The organism is Stenotrophomonas sp. ZAC14A_NAIMI4_1, from assembly GCF_003086915.1.
GTDB lineage: Bacteria > Pseudomonadota > Gammaproteobacteria > Xanthomonadales > Xanthomonadaceae > Stenotrophomonas.
This window is the reverse complement of sequence record NZ_CP026002.1, coordinates 2,382,272-2,398,789: the sequence shown is the minus strand read 5'-3', so window position 1 is coordinate 2,398,789 and position 16,518 is coordinate 2,382,272. Positions and strand designations below refer to the sequence as shown.

Annotated in this window: 15 protein-coding genes; 9 read left to right on the top strand and 6 right to left on the bottom strand. The window is 68.3% G+C overall.

All coding sequences use genetic code 11. From position 1 onward, the window contains the following. The first annotated feature begins 277 nt into the window (after nucleotides 1-277). Together mgtE and C1926_RS10915 are read left to right on the top strand one after the other, a co-directional pair. Complete coding sequence (gene mgtE, locus C1926_RS10920) at nucleotides 278-1,648, top strand: magnesium transporter (protein ID WP_108759203.1); 1,371 nt, start codon at nucleotides 278-280, stop codon at nucleotides 1,646-1,648. Nucleotides 1,649-1,805: 157 nt separating this feature from the next. After that, a complete protein-coding gene (locus C1926_RS10915) occupies nucleotides 1,806-4,532 on the top strand; it encodes a bifunctional acetate--CoA ligase family protein/GNAT family N-acetyltransferase (protein WP_108759202.1) in 2,727 nt (908 codons plus the stop codon). Nucleotides 4,533-4,580: 48 nt separating this feature from the next. Here C1926_RS10915 and C1926_RS10910 read toward each other — a convergent pair whose 3' ends face one another. Beyond that, a complete protein-coding gene (locus C1926_RS10910) occupies nucleotides 4,581-4,961 on the bottom strand; it encodes a YbjQ family protein (protein WP_079224204.1) in 381 nt (126 codons plus the stop codon). Between the two features lie 182 nt (nucleotides 4,962-5,143). Between C1926_RS10910 and C1926_RS10905 the strand changes: the two genes are divergently transcribed. After that, nucleotides 5,144-5,851 (top strand): alpha/beta hydrolase, encoded by a 708-nt coding sequence (locus C1926_RS10905; protein WP_108760678.1) that lies wholly within the window; start codon nucleotides 5,144-5,146, stop codon nucleotides 5,849-5,851. Between the two features lie 116 nt (nucleotides 5,852-5,967). Here the strand turns inward: C1926_RS10905 and dkgB are convergent, their stop codons facing one another. Next, nucleotides 5,968-6,777: a 2,5-didehydrogluconate reductase DkgB gene (gene dkgB, locus C1926_RS10900; protein WP_079224202.1), complete on the bottom strand. Its 810-nt coding sequence runs from the start codon at nucleotides 6,775-6,777 to the stop codon at nucleotides 5,968-5,970. Between the two features lie 88 nt (nucleotides 6,778-6,865). Continuing rightward, nucleotides 6,866-8,080 carry an MFS transporter gene (locus C1926_RS10895; RefSeq protein WP_079224200.1) on the bottom strand — a complete coding sequence of 405 codons (1,215 nt, stop codon included), beginning with the start codon at nucleotides 8,078-8,080 and terminating at the stop codon, nucleotides 6,866-6,868. 105 nt (nucleotides 8,081-8,185) lie between these two features. Here C1926_RS10895 and C1926_RS10890 point away from each other — a divergent pair, with 105 nt between their 5' ends. Beyond that, entirely contained in the window at nucleotides 8,186-9,088 is a 903-nt protein-coding gene (locus C1926_RS10890) for a LysR family transcriptional regulator (protein WP_108747659.1), read from the top strand. A 152-nt stretch (nucleotides 9,089-9,240) separates the two neighbouring features. Here C1926_RS10890 and C1926_RS10885 read toward each other — a convergent pair whose 3' ends face one another. Continuing rightward, a complete protein-coding gene (locus C1926_RS10885) occupies nucleotides 9,241-11,361 on the bottom strand; it encodes a methyl-accepting chemotaxis protein (protein WP_108759201.1) in 2,121 nt (706 codons plus the stop codon). Nucleotides 11,362-11,544: 183 nt separating this feature from the next. On the opposite strand from C1926_RS10885, the gene C1926_RS10880 reads away from it, so the two are divergent. Continuing rightward, complete coding sequence (locus C1926_RS10880) at nucleotides 11,545-12,000, top strand: Rrf2 family transcriptional regulator (RefSeq protein WP_108759200.1); 456 nt, start codon at nucleotides 11,545-11,547, stop codon at nucleotides 11,998-12,000. Continuing rightward, complete coding sequence (locus C1926_RS10875; protein ID WP_079224192.1) at nucleotides 11,990-12,895, top strand: NAD(P)/FAD-dependent oxidoreductase; 906 nt, start codon at nucleotides 11,990-11,992, stop codon at nucleotides 12,893-12,895. The genes C1926_RS10880 and C1926_RS10875 overlap by 11 nt, the downstream gene beginning before the upstream one ends. Nucleotides 12,896-13,028: 133 nt before the next feature. Here C1926_RS10875 and C1926_RS10870 read toward each other — a convergent pair whose 3' ends face one another. Next, on the bottom strand, nucleotides 13,029-13,985 hold the full coding sequence (locus tag C1926_RS10870; RefSeq protein WP_108759199.1) for an aldo/keto reductase: 957 nt from the start codon (nucleotides 13,983-13,985) through the stop codon (nucleotides 13,029-13,031). Between the two features lie 169 nt (nucleotides 13,986-14,154). Here C1926_RS10870 and C1926_RS10865 point away from each other — a divergent pair, with 169 nt between their 5' ends. The 3 genes from C1926_RS10865 to C1926_RS10855 all read left to right on the top strand — a co-directional run bounded on the left by C1926_RS10865 (nucleotide 14,155) and on the right by C1926_RS10855 (nucleotide 15,953). Next, nucleotides 14,155-15,012 (top strand): class I SAM-dependent methyltransferase, encoded by an 858-nt coding sequence (locus C1926_RS10865; protein ID WP_108759198.1) that lies wholly within the window; start codon nucleotides 14,155-14,157, stop codon nucleotides 15,010-15,012. Between the two features lie 49 nt (nucleotides 15,013-15,061). After that, a complete protein-coding gene (locus C1926_RS10860) occupies nucleotides 15,062-15,322 on the top strand; it encodes a hypothetical protein (RefSeq protein WP_108747654.1) in 261 nt (86 codons plus the stop codon). A 91-nt stretch (nucleotides 15,323-15,413) separates the two neighbouring features. Further along, nucleotides 15,414-15,953 carry a pseudouridine synthase gene (locus C1926_RS10855; RefSeq protein WP_108747653.1) on the top strand — a complete coding sequence of 180 codons (540 nt, stop codon included), beginning with the start codon at nucleotides 15,414-15,416 and terminating at the stop codon, nucleotides 15,951-15,953. 109 nt (nucleotides 15,954-16,062) lie between these two features. On the opposite strand, the gene C1926_RS10850 is transcribed toward C1926_RS10855, so the two are convergent. Continuing rightward, nucleotides 16,063-16,452, bottom strand: coding sequence for a hypothetical protein (locus C1926_RS10850; protein ID WP_079224180.1), 390 nt, complete (start codon nucleotides 16,450-16,452; stop codon nucleotides 16,063-16,065). Nucleotides 16,453-16,518: the final 66 nt, after the last annotated feature.

Sequence of the window (16,518 nt, the reverse complement as noted above, 5' to 3'; positions counted from 1 at the left end):
CAGATCCCTTTGCGCCGCAAGGGGCTCTGACCCCAGTGGCACCTGACTACCCGCCCAGGCCAGGGTTGACCCGGCGTGTCGGCAGGTCCAGACTGCCTGCCGCTGTCGGCCCACCCCTGTGGGGCGTGTCCGCCAGTACACCCATCCGGAGTCCCCAACCCATGTCCAGCGACAGTAGAAGTCGACCTCGTTCGACGCCAGCGATGGCCACCGCCTGACATCGGGACGGTTTGCCTGCGTTGGCGTTGCGCGAGGTCGCACCCCACAAGGCAAACCCATGAACCAGAAGCAATTGCTGCGCCCGGTGGCCGATGCCGCCGCACTGGCGGCACCCCTGGCCAACTACAACACCGCCGATGCGGTGGAGTTCCTCAACACGCTCGACCTGCAGCGCGCCGCCGAAACGCTGGCTGCGCTGTCGCTGCCGCGGGCGGTGAAGATGCTCGAAGCGCCGGAACTGCACCGCAGTGGCGAGCTGGTGGCCGCACTGCCGCCGGCCCGCGCCGCCGCACTGCTGGGCCTGATGGCCGACGACCGTGCCACCGACATCGTCCACGAGCTGGACGAAGAGGAGCGTGCGCGGCTGATCCCGCTGCTGGGCAGCGACGCCCGCCAGGCCATCCAGACGCTGCTGAGCTACCCGCCCAACACCGCCGGCGCGTTGATGACCACCGAGTTCGTCGCCGTGCCCGCCACCTGGACCGTCGCCCAGACCCTGCAGCACATCCGCCAGGTCGAGCGTACCCGCGAGACCGTGTACGCCATCTACGTGCTCGACCCGGCCAGCCAGCAGCTGCAGCAGGTGGTGACCATGCGCCGGCTGATCACCGGCCTGCCGGAGGAGTCGATCCTCGACGTGGCCCAGGTCAACCCGCCGGTCACCGTCGATGCGCTGCTGGACCAGGAAGAAGTGGCGCGGCTGATCCGCCGCCACGACCTGCTGGCCATTCCGGTGGTGGATGCGCAGCAGCTCCTGCTGGGCATCGTCACCGTCGACGACGTGCTCGACGCGCTCATCGAGGAATCAACCGAGGACGCACACAAGTTCGGCGGCATGGAAGCGCTGGACAAGCCCTACATGCAGATCGGCTTCTTCGAGATGCTGCGCAAGCGCGCCGGCTGGCTGAGCGTGCTGTTCCTCGGCGAAATGCTCACTGCCAGCGCGATGCAGCACTACGAGGACGAACTGGCACGCGCGGTGGTGCTGACCCTGTTCATCCCGCTCATCATGAGCTCGGGCGGCAACTCGGGTTCGCAGGCCACCTCGCTGCTGATCCGCAGCCTGGCCCTGCGCGAGCTGCGCCTGGGCGACTGGTGGAAGGTGGCGCTGCGCGAAGTGCCCACCGGCATGGTGCTGGGCGCCATCCTCGGCTGCCTGGCCATCGTGCGCATCGTCATCTGGCAGCTGGGCGGCCTGCACGACTACGGCGAGCACTGGATCCTGCTGGCCATCACCATCGGTGCGGCGCTGGTGGGCATCGTCACCTTCGGTTCGCTGTCCGGCTCGATGCTGCCCTTCATCCTCAAGCGCCTGGGCTTCGACCCGGCCAGCGCCTCGGCCCCGTTCGTGGCCACCCTGGTGGACGTGACCGGCCTGGTGATCTATTTCAGCATCGCCGCGATGATCCTGCACGGCACCCTGTTGTAGCAAAGCGTGCACGCCGGGGGCGGATCCCCGTGCTCTGGTAGGTGCCCACCTTGGTGGGCACACAAGAGTCATGCAGGGGTCAGAGCCGTTTCCTGCGAAAAGGGATCCGACCCCGCCTCCGACCCCCATCGCCATGGATTTTGGGTACCGTAGGCGCATGAGTACCTACCACCTGCAGTCCGTGTTCCGTCCGCAGTCGGTCGCGGTGATCGGCGGCAGCCCACGCGAGCGCTCCGCCGGCCGTGCGGTGATGCGCAACCTGCGTGGCACCGGCTTTCCCGGCAAGGTGGCGTGGATCAACCCGCGCCACGCCGAGATCGACGGCATCCGCACGGTCAAGCGGCTGAAGGATCTCGATTGGGTGCCCGACCTGGTGGTCATCACCGCGCCGGCGGCGATCGTGCCGCAGGTGGTGCGCACCGCCGCCGAGCGCGGCGTGCAGGCGGCCATCATCCTCACCGCGCACCTCGGCGAGGGCCCGGGCTCGCTGTCCGAACAGGTGGAAACGGTGGCGCGCAAGCACGGCCTGCGCATTCTCGGCCCGCATTGCCTGGGCGTCATCGCGCCGCATGCGCGGCTCAACGCCAGCATCGCCGCGCACTTCCCGCAGGCCGGTGACCTCGCCCTGATCTCCGAATCCTCGGCCATTGCCGCTGCGCTGGTGGAATGGGGCGTGGCCCGCTCGGTCGGTTTCTCCGCCGTCGTCTCGCTGGGCGACACGATGGACGTCGACTTCGGCGACCTGCTCGACTACTTCGCCACCGACTACCGCACCCGCGCCATCCTGCTCTACGTCGAGCACATCAAGGACGCGCGCAAGTTCATGTCGGCCGCGCGTGCCGCCGCCCGTGCCAAGCCCGTGGTGGTGGTGAAATCCGGCCGCGCCGAGCGCGTGCAGCCGGGCAGTGCCGATACCCACGTGCAGGCGCTGGCGCGCGCCGATGATGTCTACGGCGCGGCCTTCAACCGCGCCGGCCTGCTGCGCGTGAGCGCACTGGACGAGTTGTTCACCGCCGCCGAAACCCTGGGCCGCCTCGGGACATTCCCAGGCCGCCGCCTGGCCGTGCTCAGCAATGGCGGTGGCGTTGGCCGCCTGGCAGTGGACCAGCTGATCGCGCTGCGCGGCACCCTGGCGCAGCTGTCCGACAGCACGGTGGAAACGCTGGACAAGGTGCTGCCGCAGGGCTGGTCGCGCAGCAATCCGGTCGACATCGTGGTGGACGCCGACGGCGATCGCTACGCGGCCGCCATCGAAGCCCTGCTGGCCGACAACGAGAACGATGCGGTGATGGTGGTCAACGTGCCCACCGCGTTCACTTCGTCGGCCGATGCCGCGCAGGCGCTGACCCGTACCCTCGGCCTGCGCCCGCGCCACCACCGTGACAAGCCGGTGTTCGCCGTCTGGCTGGGCAACGATGACCAGGCCACGGCCACGCTCAACGCGGCGCGCGTGCCGACCTATCCCACCGAAGCCGAAGCCGTGCGCGGCTTCCAGCACCTGGTGCGTTATCGCGAAGCGCAGAACGCGCTGATGGAAACGCCGCCCAGCCTGCCGCAGGATTTCAGCGTGGACACCGCGCGTGCGCGTGCGCTGGTCGAAGCCGCGCTGAGCAATGGCCAGCAATGGCTGGATCCGCTGGCCACCCACGATCTGCTCAAGGCCTACGGCATTCCCTCCGCGCCGGTGATGCATGCGCGCGATGCGCACGAGGCGATGGACCTGGCGCAGCCACTGCTGGAGCGCGGTGCCACGGTCGCGCTGAAGATCCTCTCGCCGGACATTCCGCATAAATCCGAAGTGGACGGCGTGCGACTGAACCTGGCGACGCTGCCGGCGGTGCAGGCTGCGGCCACGGCCATTCTCGAACGCGCGCGCCAGCTGCGCCCGGAAGCGCGCATCGACGGCCTGCTGGTGCAGCCGACGATCGTCCGCCCGAAGGCGCGCGAGATCATCGTCGGCATCGCCGATGACGCCACGTTCGGCCCGGTCATCGTGGTCGGCCGCGGTGGCACCGCGGTGGAAGTGATCAACGACAAGGCGCTGGCGCTGCCGCCGCTGGACCTGCGCCTGGCCCATGAACTGATCGGCCAGACCCGCGCCTCGCGCATCCTCAAGGCCTATGGCGATGTGCCCGCCGCCGACGAGCGCGCGCTGGCGCTGGCACTGGTGAAGCTGGCGCAGCTGGCCGCCGACATTCCCGAAGTGCGCACGCTGGACATCAACCCGCTGCTGGTGGACGCCAAGGGCATCCTCGCGCTCGATGCGCGCGTGGCCATCGCGCCCTCGCGCATCCTGCACAAGGGCCGTGGCCATCCGCGTTTCTCGGTGTTCCCGTACCCGAAGGAGTGGGAGCGCACCATTGAGTTGTCCGACGGTGGCCGTGCCTTCGTGCGCCCGGTGCGGCCGGAGGACGATGCGCTGTTCCGCGCGTTCTTCGCCCGCGTCAGCGACGAGGACCTGCGCCTGCGCTTCTTCCAGTCAGTGAAGCACTTCAGCCACGAGTTCATCGCGCGCCTGACCCAGCTCGACTACGCGCGCTCGATCGCGCTGGTGGCCATCGACCCGCGCAACGGTGACATGCTGGGCGCGGTACGCCTGCATGCCGACGCCGACTACCACCGCGGCGAGTACGGCATCCTGATCCGCTCGGACCTGAAGGGCCACGGCATCGGCTGGCGCCTGATGGCGATCATGATCGAATATGCCAAGTGGCTGGGGCTGGACGTGGTGGAAGGCCAGGTGCTGCGCGAGAACAGCACCATGCTGGCGATGTGCCAGAGCCTGGGCTTCAAGACCAAGCTGGATCCGGACGACCCGACGGTGATGATGGTGACCCTGCCGGTACAGCAGGTCGACGTCGCTGCGCCCCCGCCGGTGGCGTGACCGTCACCGCATCGGTAGCGCCGGGCCATGCCCGGCGGAACGTCGGATTCAACGCAACGGTTCCACCACCACCGCCGTGCCATAGCACAGCACCTCGGTCAGCCCGGTCATCACGTCGGTGGCGTCATAGCGCATACCGATGATCGCGTTGGCGCCCAGCTGCCGCGCGTGCTTGACCATGTCGCGGTAGGTTTCCTCGCGGGCCTGCTCGCACAGTTCGGTGTAGATGGTGATGTTGCCGCCGAAGAGCGTCTGGATGCCGCCCAGGAAATTGCCGACGATCGAGCGCGAACGCACGGTGATGCCGCGCACCACGCCCAGGCTGCGGGCCACGCGGTAGCCCGGCAGCTCGAAGGCGGTGGTGACCAGGGAATCCTCGAAGCGCAGGGCCGGAGGGGAGGGGATGCCACTGTTGTAGGGGTCTGCCATGGTCGCGTCCGTGTCGGTGTCTTCGGTAGAGTCGAGCTTGCTCGACTGCCTTTTGTAGAGTCGAGCCATGCTCGACTGCCTTTTGTAGAGTCGAGCCATGCTCGACCGGCTGTGCTCGACTCTACAGCCCAACGGCCCGTTGCGGCATGGCCGTGCCCACCCCGCCGCGCGACAATACCCCCATGACCGATCGCATCCCCCTGCTGCTGCTCCCCGGCCTGCTCAACGACGCCGAGCTGTGGCGCGCGCAGCTGGCCGACCTGGCCGACATCGCCGATTGCACCGTGGGCGACCAGACCCGTGGCGAGACGCTGCAGGCGGTGGCCGAGGACGTACTGGCGCAGGCACCCGAGCGCTTCGCCCTGGCCGGTTTCTCGCTGGGGGGCTTCGTCGCCCAGCAGATCCTGCGCATCGCGCCCGAGCGCGTGCTGCAGCTGGCGCTGGTCGATACCTCGATCCATGCCGATTCGCCCGAGCGTGCCGAACAGCGCCGCAGCCAGCGCGCCAGCGTGCGCCTGCCCGGCAAGTTCCATGGCTTCGGTGATGCGCTGATGCGCAGCTACATCGATGCGTCGCGGCTGGACGACTACGTGCTGGTGCAGCGCGTGCGCGACATGACCGCGCGGCTGGGGGCCGAAGTGTTCCTGCGCCAGAGCGGGCTGGAACGGCGCGACGGCCATGACGTGCTGGCCGCGTACCGCGACCCGCTGCTGATCGTCTGCGGTGCCAACGATCGCATCACGCCGTTGGCGGTGAGCGAGGAAATGCACGCGCTGGTGCCGCACTCGCAGCTGGTGGTGGTGCCCGACTGCGGGCACCTGGCACCGATGGAAAAGCCGGACGACGTGAGTGCGGCGATGCGCGGCTGGTTGCTGCAGGCCGAGCAGTAGCTCCCTGCCTTTGGTAGGTGCCGACCTTGGTCGGCACGGTGTTTCATCGACCGACCAGAGGTCGGCGCCGACCAAGGTCGGCGTCTACCCATGCCAGTGCGCACCCGCGACGGGAATCAATCCCAGGCCGGGGCGATGCCTTCCGGGTTGGCCAGGCGCTGGCCGCGGTCGAGCTTGGCGATCTGCGCGATGTCTTCGTCGGTCAGGCGGATCGCGGCCGCTTCCAGGTTGCCGGCCAGGTTGTCGCGCTTGGTCGACGACGGGATGACTGCAAAGCCCTGCTGCAGCGCCCAGGCCAGTGCAACCTGGGCCGGGGTGGCCTGGTGGCGGCCGGCAATGGCCTGGATCACCGGGTCCTTCAGCACTTCGCCGTAGGCCAGGCTCATGTAGGCGGTGATGGCGATGCCGTTGTCCTGCAGGAACTTCACCAGCAGGCGGTTCTGCAGGTACGGGTGGATCTCGATCTGGTTGGTGGCGATGGCGCCGGCGCCGAGGATCTCGATCGCCTTGCGGGTCTGGGCGATGGTGAAGTTGGAGATGCCGATCTCGCGGGTCAGGCCCTGCGCCTTGGCCTCGGCCAGCGCCGGCAGGTATTCCTCCATCGGCACGTCCACCTTGTCATTCGGCGAGGGCCAGTGGATCAGGGCCAGGTCGACGTGGTCGGTGCGCAGCTTTTCCAGGCTGGTACGCAGGCTGGCCAGCAGCGCATCGCGCTTGAACTCGGTGATCCACACCTTGGTGGTCAGGTAGATCTCGTCGCGCGGCACGCCGGATTCGGCGATGGCCTGGCCGACCTCGGCTTCATTGCCGTAGATCTGCGCGGTGTCGATGGCGCGGTAGCCGACGTCCAGCGCGTTGCGCACCGAATCGATGACGGTCTGGTCTTTGAGACGGAAGGTGCCAAGACCAAAGGCGGGGACAGTCATGGAAAGCTCCAACGGGGGGAAAAGGAGTGAACGGGAAGGGTAGGGCAGGGACCGTATGCATGCCGGCAACGGTGCATTGCATGGCCGGTCAATGTGCCGCCACGGCGATGCCATCGGCACGGTGGTCAACGCCATCGCGACGGTCCAGGCGGCCGCTGAGCACGGTCAGCGCATAGGCCAGCACCACCACCAGCGCACCCAGCCACGGGGTATGCATCAGGCCGATGTGCTCCACCACCAGGCCACCCAGCGAGGCACCCAGGGCGATGCCGATGTTGAACGCGGCGATGTTCAGGCCCGAGGCGACGTCGGTGGCCTGCGGCGCATAGCGCTGGGCCTGCTTGACCACGTACACCTGCAGGCCGGGCACGTTGCCGAACGCCACCGCGCCCAGGGCCAGCACGGTCAGCAGCATCAGCCAGGTGTTGTAGGCGGTGAAGGTGAGCACGAACAGCACGATGGCCAGCAGCGCGAAGATGCGCTTGAGGGCCGGCACCGGGCCCAGGCGGTCGGCCAGGCGGCCACCCCACAGGTTGCCGATCGCCACCGACACGCCGTACACCAGCAGCACCAGACTGACCGCGTTGGCCGAGAAACCGGTGACGTCCTGCAGGATCGGCGCCAGGTAGGTGAAGGCCAGGAACGTACCGCCATAGCCCAGCGCGGTCATCGCATAGACCAGCAGCAGGCGCGGCTGCGCCAGTACGCCCAGCTGCTGGCGGAAGCTGGCCGGCGCGCTCTGCGGCACGTTGCGCGGCACGAACAGCAGCGCACCCAGCAGGGCCACCACGCCCAGCCCGGCCACGGCCAGGAAGGTCGCGCGCCAGCCCAGGTGCTGGCCGATGAAGGTGCCCAGCGGCACGCCGGTCACCAGCGCCACGGTCAGGCCGGTGAACATGATGGCGATCGCACTGGCGGCCTTTTCCTTCGGCACCACCGCGGTGGCGATGATCGAGCCGATGGAGAAGAACACGCCGTGCGCCAGGCCGGTGAGGATGCGGGCGACGATCAGCGAGGTGTAGCCCGGCGCCATCCAGGCGATGACGTTGCCCAGGGTGAACATCAGCATCAGCGCCACCAGCAGCTGCTTGCGCGGCACGCGGCCGGTCAGCGCGGTCAGCACCGGCGCGCCGATGGCCACGCCCAGCGCGTACAGCGAGACCAGCAGGCCGGCCGAGGGCAGGCTGACGTGGAGGTCGGCGGCAATGGTGGGGATCAGGCCGACGATGACGAACTCGGTGGTGCCGATGGCGAACGCGCCGAGGGTCAGCGCCAGCAGGGCGAGGGGAATGCCACGGGTCATGGCAGGCTCCGAAGGGAAGGAAGGCGCGCAGTGTGCGCGGCGCACCTTTGCCGAAAAACCAGTCTTCACGCCAATCACTCTTGCCTGGTGGTCAATAATGGCGGCATGAAGACCACCCTCGACGAAATGCAGGCCTTCCTGGCCGTCATCGACAGCGGCTCGATCAGCGCCGCCGCCGAACAGCTGGGACAGACCCCCTCCGGCGTCAGCCGCGCGCTGGGCCGGCTGGAGGAAAAGCTGGGCACCACCCTGCTGACCCGCACCACGCGCCGCCTGCACCTGACCGCCGAGGGCGAGGCCTACCTGCGCCACGCACGGGCGATCATCGATGCGGTGGAATCGGCCGAAGAGCAGATGGCCGCCCGCCGCGAGCGCCCGGCCGGGCGGCTGCGCGTGGATGCGGCCATGCCCTTCGTGCTGCACGTGATCGCGCCGCTGGTGGCCAGCTATCGCGCGCGCTACCCGGAGGTGCAGCTGGAATTGAACAGCTCCGAGCGCTACATCGACCTGCTGGAACGGCGCACCGACCTGGCCATCCGCATCGGCCCGCTGGCCGATTCGACCCTGCATGCGCGCGCGCTGGGACGCTGCCGGCTGCAGCTGGTGGCCAGCCCGGCCTATCTTGCCGCGCATGGCGAACCGTCCAGCGTGGCCGCACTGGGCCAGCACACGCTGCTCGGTTTCAACGAACCGGAATCATTGAACCGCTGGCCGCTGCCGGGCGATGCCGACGGGCAGCTGCTGGTGCGTCCGGATATCGCCGTATCCAGCGGCGAAACCCTGCGCCGGCTGGCGGTGGAAGGCGTAGGCATCACCTGCCTGTCCGACTTCGTGACCGACCGCGATCGCGCCGCCGGCACGCTGGTGCCGGTGCTGGCCGCGCAGACGCTGGATGTCTACCAGCCGATCCACGCGGTGTATTACCGCAACACCGCGGTGTCGGCGCGCATCAGTTCGTTCCTGGATCACCTGGGCGAAGTGATGGCGCAGGGTGATTACCTGCGCTGATCCTGCCGTCGCCCGACCAACGGTCGGGCGCTACCGGTGGGTGCGGCTCCCTCGGTGGGTGCGGATCGGACCCGTCGGTGGGTGCGGACCGTTGGTCCGCACTGAGCCTGCCGTCGCCCGACCAACGGTCGGGCGCTACCCATTCAACACCGTCATGCCGCGCGCGCGAAGCCGCCCTGCGTCGTCGCTGCACTCGACAGATCAAACACATCCACCGCTTCGATCAGCCGGTCGGCCTGCTGCTCCAGGCTGCGCGCAGCCGCACTGGCTTCTTCCACCAGCGCCGCGTTCTGCTGGGTGGTGCCATCCATCTGGATCACGGTCTGGCTGACCTGTTCGATGCCCGCGCTCTGTTCCTGCGATGCTGCGGAAATCTCGGCCATGATGTCGGTCACGCGCTGCACCGACGCCACGATCTCGGCCATCGTGTCCCCCGCCTGGCGCACGCGCTGCGCGCCGTGGCCGACCTCTTCCACCGAGGCTTCGATCAGGGTCTTGATCTCCTTGGCGGCCGCCGCCGAACGCTGCGCCAGGGTGCGCACCTCGCTGGCCACCACCGCGAAGCCACGGCCCTGTTCGCCGGCACGCGCCGCTTCCACGGCTGCGTTCAACGCCAGGATGTTGGTCTGGAACGCGATGCCATCGATGACGCTGATGATCGCCGCGATCTGCCGCGAGGAGGTCTCGATCGCACCCATGGTCGCCACCACCTGGCCGACCACTTCGCCGCCCTGCGAGGCCACGCCATGCGCGCCGATCGCCAGCTGGTTGGCCTGGCGCGCGTGCTCGGCGTTCTGGCGCACGGTGGAGGTCAGTTCCTCCATCGACGCGGCCGTTTCTTCCAGGTTGGCCGCCTGCTGTTCGGTGCGGCGCGACAGGTCGTTGTTGCCAGCAGCAATCTCGGCGGCAGCCGAATGGATGTTGCCCGAGGTGTGCTTGATGTCGGTAACAATCGTCGCCAGCTGTGCTGCCGTGGTGTTGGCATCGCTGGCGATGCGCGCGAACACGCCCTGGAAATCGCCGTGCATGCGCGCGCCCAGGCGGCCATCGGCAATCGCTCGCAGCATCGTCGAGACCTCACCGAGGTTCTGTTCGGTTCCCTGCATCAGCTGGTTCAGGCCATCGACCATCGCGCGGAAGTCATGCTCGAAACGCGCGGTGTCGCCGCGCTGGCTGAAATCGCCGGCCGCCGCAGCGCCGGCCAGGCGGCGGATCTCGCCGTTGATCGCGCCGAGGTTGCGCTTGACCGCATCCAGCGCCTCGGTGATCACCGCCTTCTCGCCCGGCAGGCGTTCCATGTCCTGGCTGAGGTCGCCCACCGCATAGCGGCCCATGACCGCGATCGCGCGCATCTTCACCTGGATGTGTGCGTCGACCAGCGCGTTGGTGTCGGCCACCATGCGCCCGTACGCGCCGGGGAACGCGGTGGCCTGCATGCGGTGGCTGATGGTGCCGGCGTCGTGCGCCTGCGCCATCGCCGCCTGTGCGGCAAGCACGTCGCGCAGGGTGCCCTGCACGGCCTGCATGGCCTGCGCCAGGCGGCCGATCTCATCGCGGCTGTGCACCTGCACCACATGGTCCAGGTCACCGGCGGCCACCGCGCGCGCGGCGGCTTCCACCGCCAGCACCGGTTGCACCACGGCACGCCGCAGCCACCAGCCCAGGCCGGCCAGCAACAGCACCGCTGCGGTGATGGTCAGCACCGCGCACACCACCAGGGTGCGCCGCGCCTGCTGCGAACGCGCGGCCACCGCGGCTTCGGCCACCTGCGAGGCGTGCGTGCCCAGCGCATCCAGCGCCGCCGCCACCGGGCGGTCCTTGCCGCGTACCAGCGTGTCACCGGCGGCAGGGTCGTAGCCGGCTTCGGCAAAGGCCTGCAGGGCGGCGTGGTAGTCCTTCTGCAGCTGCGCGTGCAGGGCGCTGAAGGCCTTCGCCATGTCGCGGGTGCGCGCATCGGGGCTGGTGGCCAGGCCGCTGGCCAGTGTCTCCACACGCTTGCCTTCGTCATCGAAGGCCTGCAGGTGGCGCTGGCGCAGCGCCTCGTCGTGGCCGCGCAGCAGCACGTTCTTCCATTCCTGCACCTGCCCGCGGAACTCACGCTGCAGGTGCTCGGCAGCGCGGCTGTGGGCGACCTCCGCGGGCACTTCGGTGGACAGCTTCAGCCACGCCGATGCCAGGCCCGCGAGGGCGCACAGCAGGACGATGGCCAGGCCGACGGATACAGCACCAAGCAGCTTCGACTGCAGCCGCGGCGCACGGGAGGAGGCGTTCATGGGGCGGACTCAAGGAAGGGGGGCGATGCGGTATCGACCGCGCTTGAGTCCTCTGAAGTGCGAAGCCGATCACATTACCGTTGCGTTTAGAGAGGTGAAGAAAATGTTTCATAGGACAGATGTGTCCATATGGAACGAAAGCGGACCCTCGACAGCGGGTTTAAATGTAACTATCGTAGTTACATGAAATCCGCCAACCCGCTCTCCGACGCGCTGCATGTGATGGCCCACCTGGTCGGCCAGGAAGGCCCGCGCACGTCCGAACAACTGGCTGCCTGCCTGCCGACCCATCCGGTGGTCATCCGCCGCCTGCTGGCACAGATGCACAAGGCCGGCCTGGTGCGCAGCACGCGCGGCCATGGCGGTGGCAGCCAGCTGGCGCGCGAGGCGGCGCAGATCAGCCTGCATGACATCTACCTGGCCGTCGGCGCGCCGCCACTGGTGCAGGTCGGCAACCGCGACAACGGCGGTGGCTGCCCCATCCAGCAGCTGGTCAGCCAGGCACTGCAGGACGGCGCGCGCGAGGCCCAGCGCCTGCTCGAAGCGCGCCTGCAGGCCAGCACCCTGGACCAGCTGGGCGCCGATTTCGCCCGCCATCTTGCCCATCACCGTTCCCTGGAAGGTCACCATGAATCCTGATGTCCTCATCGTCGGCGGCAGCTACGCCGGCATCGCCGCCGGCCTGATCCTGGCCCGTGCGCGCCGCCCGGTCACGATCATCGACAGCGGCCTGCCGCGCAATCGTGCCGCCAGCCATTCGCACGGCGTGCTGGGGCAGGACGGCATCAGCGGCGCCGAGCTGCTGAAGAACGCGCGCCAGCAGCTGCTCGACTACCCCACCGTGCGCTGGCTGCAGGGCGAGGTGGTGCACGCGCAGGCCAACGCCGAGGGCGTGGACGTGCGTACCGCCGATGGCCAGGTGCTGGCCGCCCGCAAGCTGCTGCTGGCCACCGGCATCGCCGACCAGTTGCCCGATCTGCCGGGCCTGGCCGAACGCTGGGGCAGCACCGTGCTGCACTGCCCGTACTGCCATGGCTATGAAGTTGGCGGCGGTGCCATCGGACTGCTTGGCGGCCACCCGATGTCGGCCGCCAAGGCGCCGCTGTTCGCCGAGTGGGGCAATGTCACCTTCTTCAGCCAGGGCCTGCCCATCAGCGATGAAGAGCAGGCCGCCATGCAGCAGCGCGGCGTGCAGGTTGAAACCATCCCGGTGGTGGGCGTGCAGGGCGAGCAGCCCACCTGGCTGGAAGTGGAACTGGCCGATGGCCGCCGCATCGCCCAGCGCGCCCTGTTCGTGCCAGCGATGCAGCAGATGGCCACGCCGCTGGTGCAGCAGCTCGGCTGCACCCTGGTGGAAAGCCCGATGGGCGTGCTGGTGGAGGTCGACATGATGAAGCAGACCTCGGTGCCGAACGTGTATGCCGCCGGTGATGCGACCACGGTCGGCAACATCACCCTGGCGATGGCTGAAGGCGTGCGTGCAGGCATCGGCGTGCACCACGCGCTGGTGGCCGAGGACAGCGTGCCGCGCTGAAGACTGCGGGGTCAGATCCCTTTCGCAGAAAGGGCTCTGACCCCTGACTCGCCGTGACGCCGACCTTGGTCTGCGCCGTTGGGGTCAGAGCCCTTTCTGCGAAAGGGATCCGACCCCGGCGTGGATGCTGCGATCAGCCTTCAACGCTGGCGGCATCCAGCTGTGCGATGTCCTGCACGCTCAGGCCCACGTTGGCGGCCGCGAGCAGGTCATGCAGCTGCTCGACGCTGGTGGCGCTGACGATCGGCGCGGTGATCGACGGCCGTGCGATCTGCCACGCCAGTGCAATCTGTGCGGCACTGGCGCTGTGCTTGCTGGCCACGTCATCCAGCGCCTGCAGGATGCGCAGGCCGCGCGGATTCAGATAGCGCTTGACCACCGTCTCGCCGCGCGCCGGGCTCTTGGCAGCATCGTCCGCGGTGCGGTACTTGCCGCTGAGGAAACCGCTGGCCAGTGCGTAGTAACCGATCACGCCGATCTGCTCGCGCTGCACCAGCGGTTCCAGTTCCTTCTCGTAACCGACGCGGTCGTACAGGTTGTACTCCGGCTGCAGCGTTTCATAGCGCGGCAGCTTGTAATCGGTGGACACCTTCAGCGCATCGGCCAGGCGCGTGGCGCTGTAGTTGGACGCACCGATGGCGCGCACCTTGCCCGCTTCGATCAGGCGCCCGAACGCGGCCAGCGTTGCTTCCAGCGGCGTCGATTCATCGTCCTCATGGGCCTGGTACAGATCGATGACGTCGGTCTGCAGGCGGCGCAGCGAATCTTCCACCGCGGCATTGATGTTGTCCGGGGTCAGCCCGGGGCGCTCGGCCCACTTGGCCACCTTGGTGGCGAGCACGACCTTGTCACGCTTGCCGCTGCGGGCGAACCACTTGCCGATCAGCGTTTCCGATTCACCACCCTGGTTGCCCGGCACCCAGGCCGAATAGACATCGGCGGTGTCGACCAGGTTGAAGCCGGCATCGACGAAGGCATCGAGCAGGGCGAAGCTGGCCTTCTCATCGGCGCTCCAGCCAAACACATTGCCACCGAAGGCGAGCGGACGTACATGCAGGCCGGAACGGCCCAGTTCGCGGGTTGCCGTCATGGGCACGGACTCCTTGGGGGTAGTCCTGCAGCATAGAGCGCGATGTGTGACCGCGCTGCGGCGCTGGACACAAAACAGTGTTCCGTCGCGGGCGCGTGGCTAACGTTTTGTGAACACCTTGCGCGCGTCGGCTGCTAGTCTCGCCGCATCTTCCGCTGGAATCGCCCCGATGATCGCTGCTTCGTCCCTGCGTGGTTGCCGCCTGCTGCTTGCCTCGGCCCTGCTTGTTGCTGTCCCCGCATTCGCTGCCCCGGCCACGGTGGCACCGGCGAAGATCCAGGTCACGCCGGCCATCGACGCGGCGGTGAAGGCGTCCACCCGCGACCCGGCCAACGTCAAGCGCGACAACTACCGCCATCCGGCGCAGTCGCTCGCCTTCTTCAAGGTCTCGCCGGAAAAGACCGTCATCGAAATCACGCCCGGCAACGGCTGGTACTCGGAAATCCTGGCGCCGCTGCTGCGTGACAAGGGCCACTACATCGCTGCCGTGGTCGATCCGTCTGCCGTGCCCGAAGGCCGTGGCCGTGATTACCAGCAGCGCAGCCGTGATGGCCTGGAAAAGAAGTTCGCCAGCGCACCGGGCCAGTTCGACAAGGCCGCCGTGGTGGGCTACGACCCGGCCAAGCCGGTGTTCGGCCCGGCCAATTCAGCCGATGTGGTGCTGACCTTCCGCAACGTGCACAACTGGCGCAAGGCCGGCCAGGCCCAGGGCATGTTCCAGGGGTTCTTCAACGTGCTCAAGCCGGGCGGCGTGCTGGGCGTGGTCGAACACCGCGCCAAGGCCGACGTCGCCGATGACGATGACACCGGCTATGTCGGCCAGCAGCAGGTCATCGCCATGGCCGAGGCCGCCGGTTTCAAGCTGGACGCGCGCACCGAGGTCAATGCCAACCCGCGTGATACCAAGGATCACCCGAATGGCGTGTGGACCCTGCCGCCGACCAACCAGCATGACAAGGCCGACGATGCGAAGTACCAGGCCATCGGCGAAAGCGACCGCATGACCCTGCGTTTCGTGAAGCCGTAAGCCGGTAGCGCCGGGCCACGCCCGGCGCTGCCCCCAACGGAGTGGACGGTTGAACAAGGTCTTCTACATCTTCGTCGCGGTGCTGGTACTGGCGCGGCTGTTTGATTTCGTGTTTTACGGTGGCCATGCCTACGATCTGATGGCGACGGTGGGGTTTGCCGTGGTGTTCGCCGGCGCGCTGCTGGAAGAACGGGCGCGCCGGGCCAGCCCGCCGCTCGCACGCCTGCGGCGCCGCGCCAATGTCATCGCCGCATGCGGTATCGCGCTGGTGCTGGGTTCGTTCCTGCTGGAATGGAAGGTCTTCGGCTGAGGAAGGCGGCCGAGCGTGGGCTCGGCGCTACAATTCCGGGCGCGCAGCGCGGCGTGGGACAATGCCGCATCCACTGCCTGCCGTGCCCGCAATGCTGATTGCCTTCAACAAGCCCTTCAACGTGCTCTGCCAGTTCACCGACCGCAGCGTGCCGCCGCGGCCGACCCTGGCCGGCTTCGGCCTGCCGCCGCGCGTGTACGCGGCGGGCCGGCTGGACCATGACAGCGAGGGCCTGCTGCTGCTGACCGACAACGGCACCCTGGCGCACAAGCTGACCGACCCGAAGCACAAGGCCGACAAGACCTACTGGGTGCAGGTGGAAGGCACGCCCAGCGATGAGCAGCTGCAGCAGCTGCGCGATGGGGTGGTGCTGAACGATGGGCCGACCCTGCCGGCGAAGATCGAGCGCCTCGATCCGGCGCCGGAACTGTGGCTGCGTGATCCGCCGGTGCGTTTCCGCAAGACCGTGCCCGACAGCTGGCTGGCCATCACGATCCGCGAAGGCCGCAACCGCCAAGTGCGGCGGATGACCGCGGCGGTGAACCTGCCCACCCTGCGCCTGGTGCGCGTGGCGATGGGCCCCTATCGCCTGGATGACCTGCAGCCGGGGCAGTGGCGGCAGATCGGCTGAGCAGGACCGCAGAAACGAAAAGGGCCGGAGCCCTTCCTGCGGAAGGAATCCGACCCTGGACCGGGGTCAGACCCCCTCCGCAGGAAGGGCTCTGACCCGCAGGCCTACATCACGCGTCGCTGCCGATGTCGCTGTGCTCGTCCACCACGGTGTCGTTGCGGCGGTCACGCGCGTTGATGCGCTGCGCCTGGCCATTGACCACATGGCCGTTGCCGGCCTTCTTCTTCTGCTGCTTGCGGTACAGCGCGTAGCCCAGCAGGCCCACGCCCACGGCTGCAGCAGCCACGGCCACGGCCGGGTTGCGGCGCACGAACTTGGTAGCGACCTTGCCGCCGGTCTTCACCGCACCCACGGCGGCGCCGGTCTTGATCCAGTCACTGGCCTGCGGGCCGAGATGGCGCAGGCTGCCACCCGCACTCTTCAGGCCATCGCCGGCGGTGTGCGCCAGTTCCAGGGCGCGCTCCAGGGCGCGGTCGGTGATTACGGTCAGCTTGCTCATGCGGGGGGTCCTTTGCCTCGGGTCGAAGTCCAGTGTGTCCTGCTGCCTGTAAACGGTATGTCAGTC

Bases quoted from the DNA above. Each gene is read 5' to 3' on its own strand.
- C1926_RS10850 (WP_079224180.1), bottom strand. From the start codon at position 16,452: ATGAGCAAGCTGACCGTAATCACCGACCGCGCCCTGGAGCGCGCCCTG.
- C1926_RS10865 (WP_108759198.1), top strand. From the start codon at position 14,155: ATGATCGCTGCTTCGTCCCTGCGTGGTTGCCGCCTGCTGCTTGCCTCG.
- C1926_RS10870 (WP_108759199.1), bottom strand. From the start codon at position 13,985: ATGACGGCAACCCGCGAACTGGGCCGTTCCGGCCTGCATGTACGTCCG.
- C1926_RS10905 (WP_108760678.1), top strand. From the start codon at position 5,144: ATGACCGATCGCATCCCCCTGCTGCTGCTCCCCGGCCTGCTCAACGAC.
- mgtE (WP_108759203.1), top strand. From the start codon at position 278: ATGAACCAGAAGCAATTGCTGCGCCCGGTGGCCGATGCCGCCGCACTG.
- C1926_RS10910 (WP_079224204.1), bottom strand. From the start codon at position 4,961: ATGGCAGACCCCTACAACAGTGGCATCCCCTCCCCTCCGGCCCTGCGC.
- C1926_RS10895 (WP_079224200.1), bottom strand. From the start codon at position 8,080: ATGACCCGTGGCATTCCCCTCGCCCTGCTGGCGCTGACCCTCGGCGCG.
- C1926_RS10875 (WP_079224192.1), top strand. From the start codon at position 11,990: ATGAATCCTGATGTCCTCATCGTCGGCGGCAGCTACGCCGGCATCGCC.
- dkgB (WP_079224202.1), bottom strand. From the start codon at position 6,777: ATGACTGTCCCCGCCTTTGGTCTTGGCACCTTCCGTCTCAAAGACCAG.
- C1926_RS10885 (WP_108759201.1), bottom strand. From the start codon at position 11,361: ATGAACGCCTCCTCCCGTGCGCCGCGGCTGCAGTCGAAGCTGCTTGGT.
- C1926_RS10880 (WP_108759200.1), top strand. From the start codon at position 11,545: ATGAAATCCGCCAACCCGCTCTCCGACGCGCTGCATGTGATGGCCCAC.
- C1926_RS10855 (WP_108747653.1), top strand. From the start codon at position 15,414: ATGCTGATTGCCTTCAACAAGCCCTTCAACGTGCTCTGCCAGTTCACC.
- C1926_RS10890 (WP_108747659.1), top strand. From the start codon at position 8,186: ATGAAGACCACCCTCGACGAAATGCAGGCCTTCCTGGCCGTCATCGAC.
- C1926_RS10915 (WP_108759202.1), top strand. From the start codon at position 1,806: ATGAGTACCTACCACCTGCAGTCCGTGTTCCGTCCGCAGTCGGTCGCG.